This is a genomic window from Vibrio jasicida 090810c, from assembly GCF_002887615.1.
GTDB lineage: Bacteria > Pseudomonadota > Gammaproteobacteria > Enterobacterales > Vibrionaceae > Vibrio > Vibrio jasicida.
Window position 1 is genome coordinate 2,863,470 of the sequence record NZ_CP025792.1, and the last position, 15,628, is coordinate 2,879,097.

Below are 15,628 nucleotides of genomic sequence, written 5' to 3' on the forward strand. Positions count from 1 at the left end.
TGATACTCTCCGGTGTTAATAATTTCAGCAGTTAATTTGCAAAGTAGAGAGGTTGATATGTGCCTAAAAATCGAGAATGGTTGGTTGACGCAAGCGAAGCATGTCCCTTCGCCATTTTTTGATGCTCGTTCAGACAAAGAAGATATCTCTCTGCTGGTGGTGCACAACATCAGCTTGCCACCGGGTCAATTTGGTGGATGTTATATAGAGGACTTCTTTACCGGCAATCTTGACCCCAATGCCCATCCATTTTTTGAAGTAATTCACAAAATGGGCGTTTCGGCACATTGTTTAATTAAGCGTGATGGCGAGATTGTTCAGTTTGTTTCTTTTTTAGACAGAGCTTGGCATGCCGGACAATCTAGCTTTGCTGGCCGTGAACGTTGTAATGACTATTCAATTGGTATTGAGTTGGAAGGCACCGAGTTTGTTGCGTACACAGAAGAGCAATATCAATCACTTACTGCATTGACCCAATCCGTTATGCATTCCTACCCAAAAATTACCTTGCCGAGAATTACGGGGCATCAGTATATCGCTCCCTTGAGAAAAGCCGATCCTGGGCTAAGCTTTGACTGGGCCAAGTTCAGACAACAAGTACAAAGTTAACTTGTAGCAAAAGTGTAAATTCAAAAAACAGAAATAAATAAGGCATACACTCAGGTATGCCTTTTTTTGATACAAGAAATATGAAGGCTTGTTAAAAGTTAACGACATTTTGGGGCGTTAAAACGGTTCGTGACGAAAAAATGACCCGGTTTTTTTTGTCATTTTTTGTTTTTGTTGATCAAATTTACTAGCACGAAGACTTCCCATCTGTTTTGTTTATGTAATTGGTCATACCAATTTTATTGCTGTTTTAATGGTCGATTGTTATCAAAGTGTTGGTTGTAAGTCCGTTCTATGATTTAGGTCAACTTTTGGCTGGACAGTCACGTTTTAATTATGTTAATTTCTGCACCAACTTAAAATTGGTATTACCAATTACCTGCAAGAGTAGAAGAACAATAAATTATGGCTTATCAAAGGATTCGTCAGCCAAAACTCTCTGATGTTATTGAACAAGAGTTAGAAAGGTTGATTGTGGAAGGAACACTCTCTCCGGGGCAGCAATTGCCACCAGAGCGCGAACTCGCAAAGCAGTTCGATGTGTCTCGTCCATCTGTCCGTGAAGCCATTCAGCGTTTGGAAGCGAAACGTCTGCTTACTCGTCGTCAAGGCGGTGGCACATTCGTAAGTGAAAACATCTGGAAGAGTTTCTCAGACCCTTTGCTGAATTTGTTATCGACCCACTCAGAGACGCAATTGGACTTGCTTGAATCGCGCCATGCGATGGAAGGCATTTCAGCGTACTTTGCAGCGTTACGTGGTACCGATGAAGATTTTGCTCGTATTCAGGCATGCTTGAATCAAATCAGCGAAGAGCAAAAAGGCGGCAACGTTGAAGCAGAAGCGGCAGCAGTAATGCAATTTTTGATTGCATTAACCGAAGCAGCGCACAACGTCGTTCTCCTTCATATTGTTCGTAGCCTTGCGCCTTTGCTTGAGCAGAATGTTCTACAGAATCTAAAGCTCTTACATCGCCGCGATGAAGTGGTCGATAAAGTAAGTAAACACAGAGCTAATATCGTGGATGCGATTGTTTCTGGTCAGCCTGAAAAGGCGCGTGAAATGTCTCACTCACATTTAGCTTATATCGAAGAAACATTGTTGGATTTGACTCGAGAAGAGTCTCGACGAGAGCGTTCTCTGCGTCGAATTCAGCAAGGTAACGATTCTTAATACAAGAACCGCTTACTTAAATAAGTAGATCCAACCAACAGAAGGATAGATCGCCATGTCTGACATGAAGCATGACGTAGATGCACTGGAAACTCAAGATTGGCTACAAGCCCTTGAATCAGTTGTTCGTGAAGAAGGTGTAGAACGTGCACAGTTTCTACTAGAAACCGTTCTAGAAAAAGCACGTCTAGACGGCGTTGATATGCCAACTGGCATCAACACAAACTACATCAACACTATTCCAGCAGCACAAGAACCAGCTTACCCTGGTGATGTAACTCTTGAGCGTCGTATTCGTTCGATTATTCGCTGGAACGCAATCATGATCGTATTGCGTGCTTCTAAGAAAGACCTAGACCTTGGTGGTCACATGGCTTCTTACCAGTCAGCAGCAGCGTTCTACGAAGTTTGTTTCAACCACTTCTTCCGTGCTCCAAACGAGACGGACGGTGGCGATCTAGTTTACTACCAAGGCCACATCTCACCGGGCATCTACTCGCGTGCGTTCGTTGAAGGCCGTCTAACTGAAGAGCAGCTAGACAACTTCCGTCAAGAAGTCGACGGTAAAGGTGTACCTTCATACCCACACCCTAAGTTGATGCCTGAGTTCTGGCAATTCCCAACAGTATCTATGGGTCTTGGTCCAATCTCTGCTATTTACCAAGCACGTTTCCTTAAGTACCTGAACGGCCGTGGCCTTAAAGATACTTCTGCTCAACGTGTATACGCTTTCCTAGGCGACGGTGAGATGGATGAGCCAGAATCACGTGGTGCTATCTCTTTCGCTGCGCGTGAGAAACTAGACAACCTATGTTTCCTAATCAACTGTAACCTTCAGCGTCTAGATGGCCCTGTAATGGGTAACGGTAAGATCATTCAAGAACTTGAAGGTCTATTCAAAGGTGCAGGTTGGAACGTAGTTAAAGTTATCTGGGGTAACAACTGGGATGCACTACTAGCTAAAGATACGACTGGTAAGCTACTACAGCTTATGAACGAAACGATCGATGGCGACTACCAAACATTCAAATCTAAAGATGGTGCATACGTACGTGAGCACTTCTTTGGTAAGTACCCTGAGACTGCTGCACTAGTTGCAGACATGACTGATGACCAAATCTTCGAACTGAAGCGTGGTGGTCACGATTCTTCTAAACTGTTTGCTGCATTCAACAATGCAAAAGAGACAGGTGGTAAGCCAACGGTAATCCTAGCTAAGACTGTTAAAGGTTACGGCATGGGTGAAGCGGCTGAAGGTAAGAACATCGCTCACGGTGTTAAGAAGATGGACATGACTCACGTACAATACCTACGTGATCGCCTAGGTCTACAAGACATCCTTTCTGATGAGAAAGTAGCAGAACTGCCTTACCTAAAACTGGAAGAAGGTTCTGCTGAGTACGAATACCTACATGCTCGTCGTAAAGCACTGAAAGGTTACACGCCACAGCGTCTACCTAAGTTCACACAAGAGTTCAAAGTACCAGAGCTAGAAGAGTTTGCTCCTCTACTTGGTGCTCAGAAGCGTGAAATCTCAACGACTATGGCTTACGTACGTACGTTGAACATCCTGCTTAAAGACAAGAACATCGGTAAGAACATCGTTCCTATCATCTGTGATGAAGCGCGTACGTTCGGTATGGAAGGTCTATTCCGTCAAGTGGGCATCTACAACCCAGACGGTCAAGAATACACACCTGAAGATAAAGGCATCGTTTCTTACTACAAAGAAGCAACATCAGGCCAAGTTCTTCAAGAAGGTATCAACGAACTAGGCTCAATGGCATCTTGGGTTGCTGCTGCTACTTCTTACAGCACAAACGATCTGCCAATGATCCCGTTCTACATCTACTACTCAATGTTCGGTTTCCAACGTATTGGTGACATGGCATGGCTAGCAGGTGACCAACAAGCTCGTGGCTTCCTACTAGGCGCTACAGCTGGTCGTACAACACTGAACGGTGAAGGTCTACAGCACGAAGATGGTCACTCGCACATTCAAGCGAACACTATCCCGAACTGTATCTCTTACGACCCAACATTCGCTTACGAGCTAGCAGTAATCATGCAAGATGGTATCCGTCGTATGTACGGTCCTGAGCAAGAAAACATTTACTACTACCTAACAGTAATGAATGAAAACTACGCAATGCCAGCAATGCCAGAAGGCGCTGAAGAAGGCATCCGTAAAGGTATCTACAAGCTTGAGTCTCACGAAGGTGCTAAGGGTAAAGTTCAGCTAATGAGCTCTGGTACTATCATGAACGAAGTACGTAAAGCAGCGACTATCCTAAGCGAAGAGTACGGCGTAGCATCTGATGTGTTCTCTGTAACTTCATTCAACGAGCTAACTCGTGATGGTCAAAATGCAGAGCGTTACAACATGCTTCACCCAGAAGCTGAAGCGAAAGTGCCTTACATCACGACTGTTCTTGGTAACGAACCAGCAATCGCTGCGACGGATTACATGAAGAACTACGCAGAGCAAGTACGTGCATTCATGCCAACTGAGTCTTACAAAGTTCTTGGTACTGACGGCTTCGGTCGCTCAGACAGCCGTGAGAACCTACGTCGTCACTTCGAAGTTAATGCAGGCTACGTGGTAGTTGCAGCACTAACTGAACTAGCGAAACGTGGTGATGTTGAGAAGTCTGTTGTTGCTGAAGCAATTGCTAAGTTCAACATCGACACTGAAAAAACAAACCCACTTTACGCTTAATACAGCGCTTAACTAGAAGGTAAATAAGCAATGGCAATCGAAATTAATGTACCTGACATCGGTGCGGATGAGGTTGAAGTTACTGAGATTCTTGTAAGCGTTGGCGACAAGGTTGAAGAAGAACAGTCTTTGATCACTGTTGAAGGCGACAAAGCTTCTATGGAAGTTCCAGCGTCTCAAGCAGGTATCGTAAAAGAAATCAAAGTTGCGGAAGGCGATTCAGTAACAACTGGTTCTCTTATCATGATTTTCGAAGCCGAGGGTGCAGCTGACGCTGCACCTGCACCTGCTCCTGCGGCAGAAGCGGCTCCAGCAGCAGCTCCAGCTCCAGCAGCGGCGGCAGCAGAACTAAAAGAAGTTCACGTTCCTGATATCGGTGGCGACGAAGTAGAAGTTACCGAGATCATGGTTAAAGTTGGCGATGCAGTAGAAGAAGAGCAATCACTTCTAACTGTAGAAGGCGACAAAGCTTCTATGGAAGTACCAGCACCATTTGCAGGTACGGTTAAAGAGATCAAGATTGCTGAAGGTGATTCAGTAACAACTGGCTCTCTTGTGATGGTATTTGAGGTTGCGGGCTCAGGTGCAGCAGCTCCAGCTCCTGCAGCGGTTGAAGCGCCAGCAGCACCTGCGGCGGCTCCTGCGGTGGCAGCGGACAAAGAAGTTAATGTTCCAGATATCGGCGGTGACGAAGTAGAAGTTACTGAGATCATGGTTAAAGTTGGCGATACAGTAGAAGAAGAGCAATCTCTAATTACTGTAGAAGGCGACAAAGCTTCTATGGAAGTGCCAGCACCATTCGCAGGTACAGTTAAAGAGATCAAGATTACTGAAGGCGACAAAGTAACGACTGGTTCTCTAATTATGGTATTCGAAGTGGCTGGTTCAGCTCCTGCAGCTCCAGTTGCAGCAGCGGCTCCTTCGGCAGCAGCTCCAGCACCTGCGGCGGCTCCTGCTCCAGCAGCAAAAGCTGAAGCGGCACCTGCAGCGAACGATTTCCAAGAAAACAACGAATACGCACATGCGTCTCCAGTTGTTCGTCGTCTAGCTCGTGAGTTTGGCGTAAACCTATCTAAGGTTAAAGGTTCTGGTCGTAAGAGCCGTATCCTGAAAGAAGACGTTCAAGCTTACGTTAAAGATGCGCTTAAGCGTCTTGAGTCTGGCGCAGGTGCAGCAGCATCTGGTAAGGGCGACGGCGCTGCACTTGGTCTACTTCCTTGGCCAAAAGTTGACTTCAGCAAGTTCGGCGAAACTGAAGTTCAGAAGCTTTCTAAGATCAAGAAGATCTCTGGTGCAAACCTACACCGTAACTGGGTAATGATCCCTCACGTTACACAGTGGGATAACGCAGACATCACTGAGCTAGAAGCATTCCGTAAAGAACAGAACGCAATCGAAGCGAAGAAAGACACTGGTATGAAGATCACTCCTCTTGTGTTCATCATGAAAGCGGTAGCGAAAGCACTAGAAGCATTCCCAGCGTTTAACTCTTCACTTTCTGAAGATGGCGAAAGCATCATTCTTAAGAAGTACGTGAACGTAGGTATCGCAGTCGATACGCCAAACGGCCTTGTTGTTCCTGTATTTAAAGACGTGAACAAGAAAGGCATCTACGAGCTATCTGAAGAATTGATGGTAGTATCGAAGAAAGCACGTGCTGGTAAGCTAACTGCAGCTGATATGCAAGGCGGTTGTTTCACAATCTCTAGCCTTGGCGGTATCGGCGGTACAGCGTTTACACCAATCGTAAACGCGCCAGAAGTTGGTATCCTAGGTGTATCTAAATCTGAAATGAAGCCAGTGTGGAACGGTAAAGAGTTCGAACCACGTCTACAGCTTCCACTGTCTCTATCATACGACCACCGTGTGATCGATGGTGCAGAAGGTGCACGCTTCATTACTTTCTTAAACGGTGCACTATCAGACATTCGTCGTCTAGTACTGTAATTGAGAAAGTAATAGTTAAGGTGACTTTCGGGTCACCTTAATTCTTTATATAAAAGACTATTTTTAGACGACAATTTCTTCCATCGTTCAGAAACTGAAAGATGAATTGTTGTCTAGCTCACAGGCTAACTTAAAGCTGCTTTCACACTGTTAACATCTCTGTAAAATATTGACCGTTTGAAAGCCTAATAATTTAAGAACATCTACTCAGCCTGTTAGGGATAATGACTACAAGAGGTCACAATGAGCAAAGAAATTAAAGCCCAAGTTGTTGTACTTGGTTCTGGTCCTGCTGGTTACTCAGCTGCATTCCGTTGTGCGGATTTAGGTCTAGAAACAGTACTAGTTGAACGTTACAGCACTCTTGGCGGTGTATGTCTAAACGTTGGTTGTATTCCATCTAAAGCACTTCTTCACGTTTCAAAAGTTATCGAAGAAGCGAAAGCGATGGCTGAGCACGGTGTTGTGTTTGGCGAACCACAAACAGACATCAGCAAAATCCGTATCTGGAAAGAGAAAGTTGTAAACCAACTGACAGGTGGTCTTAGCGGTATGGCTAAGATGCGTAACGTAACGGTTGTTAACGGTTTCGGTAAGTTCACTGGTCCTAACAGCATCCTAGTTGAAGGCGAAGGTGAAGCAACAACAGTTAACTTCGACAACGCAATCATCGCTGCGGGTTCTCGTCCAATCAAACTACCATTCATCCCGCATGAAGACCCACGTATTTGGGATTCAACGGATGCGCTAGAGCTGAAAGAAGTACCAGAAAAACTGCTTATCATGGGCGGTGGTATCATCGGTCTAGAAATGGGTACGGTTTACCACTCTCTAGGTTCTAAAGTAGACGTAGTAGAGATGTTTGACCAAGTTATCCCAGCGGCGGATAAAGACATCGTTAAAGTCTTCACTAAGCGTATTAAAGACAAGTTCAAGCTAATGCTTGAGACTAAAGTAACCGCAGTTGAAGCGAAAGAAGACGGTATCTACGTTTCAATGGAAGGCAAAAAAGCGCCAGCAGAAGCTGAGCGTTACGATGCGGTTCTTGTTGCTATCGGGCGTGTACCAAACGGTGCACTTATCGATGCTGAAAAAGCAGGTATTGAAGTGGACGAGCGCGGCTTTATCAACGTTGATAAGCAAATGCGTACTAACGTTCCTCACATCCACGCAATCGGCGACGTAGTTGGCCAACCAATGCTTGCTCACAAAGGTGTGCATGAAGGCCACGTAGCCGCAGAAGTTATCTCTGGTAAGAAGCACTACTTCGATCCTAAAGTTATTCCTTCAATCGCTTACACTGAGCCAGAAGTGGCATGGGTTGGTAAGACTGAGAAAGAAGCGAAAGCAGAAGGCATCAACTACGAAGTGGCGACATTCCCATGGGCAGCATCAGGTCGTGCAATCGCGTCTGACTGTGCAGACGGTATGACTAAGCTAATCTTCGATAAAGAAACTCACCGCGTAATCGGTGGTGCTATCGTTGGTACTAACGGTGGTGAACTACTTGGTGAAATCGGCCTAGCGATCGAGATGGGTTGTGATGCGGAAGATATCGCACTTACTATCCACGCTCACCCAACTCTACACGAGTCTGTGGGCCTAGCTGCTGAAGTATTTGAAGGTTCAATTACTGACCTTCCAAACAAAAAAGCAGTTAAAAAGAAAAAGTAATTTTTCTTGAACGTTGAATGATAAAAACCGCTGATTCGTCAGCGGTTTTTTTTGTGCGCGGAGCTTGAGAGGCGAGAACGGGCTGTTCTATGTAACGCTGGGCTTCGAGAGTCGCGAACGCTTCGCTCTAAAAATCGAGAGGTGTTCGTTAGAAGGTTAATCGAAGGCAATTGTATCTAAACCGAGTTGGCAGAGTTTGTTCCCAGAAAGACAAAATATTTCCCGTTTCCCGTTTCCCGTTTCCCGAAAACGAAAAAAGGCCAATACCTAAGTATCAGCCTTTGCTTTTTTAAGCCTAATTATTTTTTAGTGATGTTCACGGTTGTAGATGCATAGCATATCTAAATATGCGCTTACTAGGTTCGTTAGCTCTGCTTCGCTCTTAGAGCGGTTTGCTTGAACGAAAATAGAGTAACAAATACCGTGGAACAGATTCGCCAAGTGTTCCGGTTCATGTTGGTCACAAACTTCCCCACGTTCAATTGCTTTAATGAACATGTTTTGCACCAACAGTTGGTTAGTGCGGTTAGTTGTCACGAACAATGGCCATACTTCATCACGTGTTGATGCGCTCCATTCGAACCATACTTTTAGCCAGTGGCAATCTTGGCTAACAAGTTCGATCATTGCGTTTGTGATGTTGGCGATGTTTTCACGTGCGTGAAGGTCTAAGTCGATGTTATCCGAAAGGAAGTTTGAGAACTGACGTACAACGTGGTTCAGTACTTCATCAACCAAATCTTCACGAGTTGGGAAGTAATTAAATACTGTTGCAACAGAAACTTGTGCAATCTCAGCAATGTCTGCGTGACCACCACGGCCAATGCCGCGACGAGCAAACACTTCAAGAGCGATTTCCATTAGTTGCTGTTTACGTTTTAAAGGGGAAAGCCTAGTGCGAGGTCTCTTAGCTATTGAGTCCATATTCTTTTCCTTGCCATTGAGTTGATATTATTTGGGGGTAACCCCCTAATTGATTATTTTAATAGTTGCTTAAAGCATTGATGAGTGTAATGGTGCATATGTGCAAGGTCAACATCTGATGCCCAATTTATAGACAGTAATGTCATTATTGATGATTCATTCAACTAGATAAATCCGAAAACTAAGACTTTCATCCAAGAATTCAATGGAATGGGATGCGACTTTCCACCTACTGAGTGGGGTGTTACACTACACGCCGCAAGATAAGGTGATCGTTTGCGTACGACCAACCTCAACCCACAAAGAAAATTGAGCACAGTATGAAACATACAATAGAAGTGATGATTTCTGAGCAAGAAGTTCAGGATCGAATTCGTGAATTAGGTAAGCAAATTACAGAACATTACCAAGGCAGTGAAGATCTGGTATTGGTTGGTTTGCTACGTGGTTCATTTGTATTTATGGCTGACTTAGCACGTGCTATCGAACTGACTCACCAAGTCGATTTTATGACCGCTTCTAGCTACGGTAACACGATGGAAAGCTCACGTGATGTACGTATCTTGAAAGACCTTGATGACGACATTAAAGGCAAAGATGTACTGATCGTAGAAGACATCATTGATACAGGTAACACGTTAAACAAAATCAGTGAAATCCTGTCTCTACGTGAACCAAAATCTATCGCTATCTGTACGCTGCTTGATAAGCCATCTCGCCGTGAAGTAGAAGTTCCGGTTGATTGGGCTGGTTTCTCTATTCCAGATGAGTTTGTTGTTGGTGTTGGTATTGATTACGCTCAGAAATATCGTCACCTACCATTTATTGGTAAAGTGGTTCCGCAGGAATAATTTCTGTCGCCAGTTTTAGAATTAAAAAAACGCCCATCTTAAATGGGCGTTTTTTATTTATCTTGTTGACGATTTATTTGTGATGATTAATCGCGACATAACAATTTGTTGTCATCGTTAAGAATGGTCGAGAGCGCTTTTTGGTAAGACGCTTCCACGGTCTCTTTTGAATTTGAACGAATACCTAAGTACTCAAGACGACCATCTTCAATGCCGTACACCACTCCATGAATTTCAACATCCTGACCGCGTTCCCATGCGTTTTGCATGATGGTTGAGTTACCCAAGTTATATACTTGCTCGGCTACGTTGATTTCACCTAGTTTATCGGCGCGATCGTCAAGAGGCATTTGGTCAAGGTAAGCGCGGTGCTTAAAGTAAAGGTCACGGATGTGAAGTAACCAGTTGTTGATAAGGCCGAGTTGAGGGTTATCAATTGCGGCATTCACGCCACCACAACCATAATGACCACAAACGATGATGTGCTTTACTTTGAGTACGTCAACGGCGTATTGCACGACAGAGAGGCAGTTTAGGTCGGTGTGGATGACCTGGTTAGCAACGTTTCGGTGAACAAATAACTCGCCTGAGAAAAGTCCCGTTAGTCGCTCTGCTGGAACGCGACTGTCTGAACAACCAATCCAAAGAAAGTCTGGTTTCTGACCTTCCGCTAGTTTTGCGAAATATTCTGGACGATCAGATTTTATTTCTTCTGACCATTTCGAGTTATTTTCGAATAATTGTTTAATTTCCGGCATCTGACATCTACTTCCCTAAAATTAAAAAAACCAACCACTCCCTAGTGCTTACTAAGCGATCAGCGCTGTAACTATACACAATGTTACAATTTCGATCCCGTTAAATATTCATTCAAGATGACTCATCTGACTAGTTCTCGCTGTGAAAATCATAAAATATGCAGCCATCATTCAGTAAGCAAATAAGCCCAATTTGGTCGTGGCTTTTTTTCGTTTATTTCTTTAGCGAAATATTTGTTAGATTGATGGCATTTTGTCTTTTTAATGCAGGGAGCAAATTCGTGTTCGGTAGTCGCTTTAAGGATATCAACCTCAAAGGGGATCTGTTTGGTGGTGTCACAACGGCCATCATTTCACTTCCTCTCGCATTAGCATTTGGTGTGGCTTCAGGAGCTGGTGCAGAAGCTGGTTTATGGGGCGCGATCATGGTGGGGTTATTTGCTTCACTGTTTGGTGGTTCCAATACACTTATTTCTGAGCCAACCGGTCCCATGACGGTGATCATGACAGCGGTATTAACCAGTATGATGGCCAAATACCCAGAAACGGGCATGGCCATGACCTTTACCGTGGTGATGATGGCGGGCGCGTTCCAAATTGTGCTCGGTACATTAAAGCTTGGTAAATACGTAACGTTAATGCCATACAGTGTTATCTCCGGCTTTATGTCGGGTATTGGTGTCATTCTCATTATCTTGCAGTTGTCGCCTTTACTTGGCCATGCTGCGCCATCTGGCGGTGTGATAGGGACACTATCGGCTCTGCCAGATACGATTTCTAATCTTAAGTTCAGCGAACTGTTTTTAGGTTTGTTGACGTTGGGTATCTTGTTCTTCTTCCCTAAGCAATATCGCAGATACGTGCCAGCGCAGCTGGTGGCTCTTGTGGCGGTAACGTTACTTTCTGTCCTTGTCTTTGATGCCGATGATATTCGCCGAATTGGTGAAATCCCAGCAGGTTTACCTTCTTTGGTGGTGCCACATATCGATCCTGCGATGTTTACCGAAATGGTCATCGATGCATTGGTATTGGGTACGTTAGGTTGTATTGATACCTTATTGACAGCGGTTATTGGTGACTCACTCACGCGTAAAGAGCATGATTCAGACAAGGAACTGCGTGGCCAAGGTTTGGCGAACATGATTTCTGGGCTGTTTGGCGCTCTGCCAGGTGCGGGGGCGACGATGGGAACGGTGACCAACATCCAAGTTGGCGCTCGCTCACCGTTATCCGGTGTGATTCGTGCGCTGATTCTCGCGCTGGTGGTGTTGGTCGCTAGCGGTTTGACTGAACCCATTCCGATGGCTGTATTAGCCGGTATTGCGGTTTATGTTGGCTTTAATATTCTGGATTGGAGCTTTATCCAACGTGCCCATAAGGTGAGCTTTCCGGGGATGGCGGTCATGTATGGCGTCATGCTGCTGACAGTATTTGTCGATTTGATTGTGGCTGTAGGGCTAGGGGTATTTATTTCTAATATCATCATCATTGAACGCTTGAGTCGTGAGCAAGCACGCCAAGTTAAAGCCATCAGTGATGCTGATGAAGACGATGTACCACTGACCGATAGCGAAAGAGGCTTGTTGGACAGAGCTAATGGTAAAGTGTTGTTCTTCTATCTGTCCGGTCCGATGATCTTTAGTGTTTCTAAAGCGATCTCTCGTCAACACTCGAGCATTTCTGACTATGAAGTCATGATCCTCGACTTAACAGATGTCCCTATGATTGATGTGACGGTCGGCTTGGCTTTGGAAAACGCCATTAAAGATGCTTTAGACGCGAACTGTGAAGTGTACTTGTTGTGTCCTAACCAACGTACTCGTGAGCAACTAGAGAAATTCCATGTGATTGATTTAGTGCCGGATGCGAATACATACAAGTTCCGCTATGAAGCGCTCAATGCGGCTATCAGGCATGTTGAAACTGATGAGCATCAAATGCTGACGCTTTAATCAACAGTCTCTTTTAACTAAGCGCTGCTGGGGTTCTGGGAGCGCTTTTTTATTGTTTTTAGATTGAGTGATTAAGAATCATAAAAGATAGGTATTTCTAATTTTATAGAAAGGTTTATTTGTATTCATCGTTATTCAACGATAAACTAATTCAACTTTAGTGCAATACCGATAGTCGGTTATGACGCCGACAGCAGTTTCCCCATTTGGTATTGGCATTCACGATTCATCAACAGATGGCAAGTATTACGCAATGTACGCATTAGAAATTGAACAGCTTCGCAAGACCTATGCGGGCGGATTTGAAGCGTTGAAGGGCATTAGCTTACAAGTAAAGAAAGGTGACTTTTACGCACTTCTTGGGCCGAATGGGGCTGGTAAATCAACCACCATTGGCATTATCTCTTCTTTAGTCAACAAGACATCTGGCACCACCAAGGTGTTTGGGTATGACATTGATACGCATCTTGAATTGGCGAAGCAAAACCTAGGTTTGGTTCCTCAAGAATTCAACTTCAACCAATTTGAAACTGTCGAACAGATTGTCATGCAGCAAGCGGGTTATTATGGGGTTTCAAAAGCGCTAGCTAAAGAGCGTGCAGAACAGTACCTGACCAAACTCGACTTATGGGAGAAACGTAAGGAACGTGCGCGTAACTTGTCTGGTGGTATGAAGCGTCGTTTGATGATTGCGCGAGCTCTAATGCACGAGCCTCAATTGCTGATCCTTGATGAACCAACTGCAGGGGTGGATATTGAACTGCGTCGTTCAATGTGGGACTTCTTAAAGGAGATCAACCAAGAGCAGGGCATTACCATCATATTGACTACGCATTACTTGGAAGAAGCAGAAATGCTGTGTCGTAATATCGGTATCATTAACAAAGGTGAACTGATTGAAAATACGACCATGAAGGCGCTGTTGGGTAAATTGACGGTAGAAACTTTTATCCTAGATATTGAGTTCGACGGTGAAGTGCCAGCACTTCAAGGGGTAAGTAACCAATCGATGGTCAATGGTTCATTGGAAATCGAATTAGATAAGAGCCAAGGGTTGAACTCGGTGTTTAACCAATTATCTGATCTAGGTGTAAAAGTGCTGTCTATGCGAAACAAAGCGAACCGTTTGGAAGAGTTGTTTGTCAGTATCGTACGTGGAGGTAACCAATAATGTACCAATTGTATTGGACGGCTTTTTGTAGCCTAGTTACAAAAGAAGTGAACCGTTTTACGCGTATTTGGGTGCAAACTTTGGTACCACCTGCGATTACGATGACGTTGTATTTCATTATTTTCGGTAACTTGATTGGCTCTCGCATCGGTGACATGAACGGCTTTAGTTACATGGAATACATTGTGCCGGGTTTGATCATGATGTCGGTGATCACGAACTCGTACTCGAATGTGGCTTCCTCTTTCTTTAGTTCCAAATTCCAAAGAAACATCGAGGAATTGTTAGTGGCGCCAGTGCCGAACTACATCATCATTCTCGGCTTTGTGATGGGCGGCGTCGTACGTGGCCTATTAGTCGGAACGATTGTCACGTTTGTTTCGCTCTTCTTTGTTGATTTGCAAGTCGATCACTGGGGCATCATCATTGCGACCGTCTTTATGACGTCAGTGGTATTTTCACTTGGTGGCTTAATTAATGCGGTTTATGCGAAAACGTTTGATGATATCTCGATTATCCCTACGTTCGTTCTGACTCCGCTGACTTATCTTGGCGGTGTGTTTTACTCCATCAGTCTATTACCTGAATTTTGGCAAGGGGTGTCTAAGCTGAATCCAATCGTCTACATGGTGAACGCTTTCCGTTATGGTTTCCTTGGTGTGTCTGATGTGGGTATCGTTACGTCGTTTAGCGTATTGATCGTCTTTGTGGTTGCGCTCTACGCTGTGGCTCACTATCTAGTGACTAAGGGGATTGGGTTAAGAAGTTAACCTTAACAACACATTCAAAGGGCAGCCATGAGAGCTGCCCTTTCTTAATGCACACCAATACATTCCCATACAATTTTTCGACTTTTAACATGCTAGGTTTGATTCATTTGTTGTAAATGCATTTGCTGTAAATGAGTGAAGCCATGAATATTGTCCCCTCTCCATCTTTCTCTTTTAAATTGCTTCTTCCTAAATATTGGTCTGTTTGGTTCGCCTTTGGTCTGTTGGCGCTGATTGTCAATCTGCTTCCATACTCAGCCTTACGTTTGTTAGGTAGGGGCATTGGTTCGCTTGCGATGCTGGCCATGAAGCGCCGTAAAGGCGTTGCAAAGCAAAATTTAAAACTCTGCTTTCCCGAATACAGCGCTCAAGAATGCGATGTACTGGTAAAGACAAACTTTAAATACACAGGGATGGCGCTGATCGAGACCGGAATGGCTTGGTTTTGGCCTGAGTGGCGAGTGAAGCGTCTAGCCAAGGTGGTTGGAAAAGAGCGTTTACTGGAACAAGAGAAAAATGGGCGTGGTGTACTGGTGGTTTGCAGTCATCACCTAAATTTGGAAATGACGGCGCGTATTTTTAGTCAATTTGCCAAAGGCTATGGTGTTTATCGACCGAATTCAAACCCTGTTTATGAGTTTGTTCAGCATCGAGGACGCACGCGTTGCGGCCATCAAATGATTGATCGGAAAGACGTTAAATCAATGCTTAAAGTGCTGAAAAACGGTCAGCGACTGTGGTACTTACCTGACCATGATTACGGTGTTAAAAATTCGGTCTTCGCCCCGTTTTTCGCTGTTGAGCAAGCCGCGAGTACTGCAGGATCAAGTGTGCTTATTGATGCGACAAAGTGTGCAGTGATGTCAGGGGTTACGGTCAGTGAACATTCTCACTACACGCTCTATATTGGTGAAGATCTCAGTGGACGTTTCGAGCGCCGTAATCCAGTCAAAGCGGCAAGTATCTTAAATCAAGAACTTGAAGGCATGATAAGAAGAGACGTGCCAGCTTGGATGTGGCTGCATAAGCGGTTTAAAACTCGTCCGGAAGGTTTGAGTGGCGTTTATGCGTAAGAGGGAT

12 protein-coding genes are annotated in these 15,628 nt (G+C 44.6%); 10 read left to right on the forward strand and 2 right to left on the reverse strand.

The features are described from left to right. Positions 1-57 precede the first annotated feature (57 nt). The 5 genes from ampD to lpdA all read left to right on the forward strand — a co-directional run bounded on the left by ampD (position 58) and on the right by lpdA (position 8,122). Positions 58-609 (forward strand): 1,6-anhydro-N-acetylmuramyl-L-alanine amidase AmpD, encoded by a 552-nt coding sequence (gene ampD, locus C1S73_RS13790; RefSeq protein WP_038870491.1) that lies wholly within the window; start codon positions 58-60, stop codon positions 607-609. Positions 610-1,014: 405 nt separating this feature from the next. Further along, positions 1,015-1,782, forward strand: a complete 768-nt coding sequence (gene pdhR / locus C1S73_RS13795) for a pyruvate dehydrogenase complex transcriptional repressor PdhR (protein ID WP_038870493.1) — start codon at positions 1,015-1,017, stop codon at positions 1,780-1,782. 55 nt (positions 1,783-1,837) lie between these two features. Continuing rightward, a complete protein-coding gene (gene aceE / locus C1S73_RS13800; RefSeq protein ID WP_038870495.1) occupies positions 1,838-4,501 on the forward strand; it encodes a pyruvate dehydrogenase (acetyl-transferring), homodimeric type in 2,664 nt (887 codons plus the stop codon). Positions 4,502-4,531: 30 nt separating this feature from the next. Next, the gene (aceF, locus tag C1S73_RS13805) at positions 4,532-6,448 is read left to right on the forward strand and encodes a pyruvate dehydrogenase complex dihydrolipoyllysine-residue acetyltransferase (RefSeq protein ID WP_038870497.1); all 1,917 of its coding nucleotides are present in this window, start codon (positions 4,532-4,534) and stop codon (positions 6,446-6,448) included. 243 nt (positions 6,449-6,691) lie between these two features. Next, positions 6,692-8,122: a dihydrolipoyl dehydrogenase gene (gene lpdA / locus C1S73_RS13810; RefSeq protein ID WP_038870499.1), complete on the forward strand. Its 1,431-nt coding sequence runs from the start codon at positions 6,692-6,694 to the stop codon at positions 8,120-8,122. 306 nt (positions 8,123-8,428) lie between these two features. Here lpdA and opaR read toward each other — a convergent pair whose 3' ends face one another. After that, the gene (gene opaR, locus C1S73_RS13815; protein WP_038870500.1) at positions 8,429-9,046 is read right to left on the reverse strand and encodes a transcriptional regulator OpaR; all 618 of its coding nucleotides are present in this window, start codon (positions 9,044-9,046) and stop codon (positions 8,429-8,431) included. A 320-nt stretch (positions 9,047-9,366) separates the two neighbouring features. On the opposite strand from opaR, the gene hpt reads away from it, so the two are divergent. Then, positions 9,367-9,897: a hypoxanthine phosphoribosyltransferase gene (gene hpt, locus C1S73_RS13820; protein ID WP_038870502.1), complete on the forward strand. Its 531-nt coding sequence runs from the start codon at positions 9,367-9,369 to the stop codon at positions 9,895-9,897. 86 nt (positions 9,898-9,983) lie between these two features. Here hpt and can read toward each other — a convergent pair whose 3' ends face one another. Beyond that, positions 9,984-10,655 (reverse strand): carbonate dehydratase, encoded by a 672-nt coding sequence (can, locus tag C1S73_RS13825; RefSeq protein ID WP_038870504.1) that lies wholly within the window; start codon positions 10,653-10,655, stop codon positions 9,984-9,986. Positions 10,656-10,936: 281 nt separating this feature from the next. Between can and C1S73_RS13830 the strand changes: the two genes are divergently transcribed. The 4 genes from C1S73_RS13830 to lpxL all read left to right on the forward strand — a co-directional run bounded on the left by C1S73_RS13830 (position 10,937) and on the right by lpxL (position 15,621). Next, positions 10,937-12,607 carry a SulP family inorganic anion transporter gene (locus C1S73_RS13830; RefSeq protein ID WP_038870506.1) on the forward strand — a complete coding sequence of 557 codons (1,671 nt, stop codon included), beginning with the start codon at positions 10,937-10,939 and terminating at the stop codon, positions 12,605-12,607. A 253-nt stretch (positions 12,608-12,860) separates the two neighbouring features. Next, positions 12,861-13,778 carry an ABC transporter ATP-binding protein gene (locus tag C1S73_RS13835; protein ID WP_038870530.1) on the forward strand — a complete coding sequence of 306 codons (918 nt, stop codon included), beginning with the start codon at positions 12,861-12,863 and terminating at the stop codon, positions 13,776-13,778. Next, positions 13,778-14,548, forward strand: a complete 771-nt coding sequence (locus C1S73_RS13840; RefSeq protein ID WP_038870509.1) for an ABC transporter permease — start codon at positions 13,778-13,780, stop codon at positions 14,546-14,548. The genes C1S73_RS13835 and C1S73_RS13840 overlap by 1 nt, the downstream gene beginning before the upstream one ends. Before the next feature lie 143 nt (positions 14,549-14,691). Continuing rightward, a complete protein-coding gene (lpxL, locus tag C1S73_RS13845) occupies positions 14,692-15,621 on the forward strand; it encodes an LpxL/LpxP family Kdo(2)-lipid IV(A) lauroyl/palmitoleoyl acyltransferase (RefSeq protein WP_038870511.1) in 930 nt (309 codons plus the stop codon). The last annotated feature ends 7 nt before the right edge of the window (positions 15,622-15,628 follow it).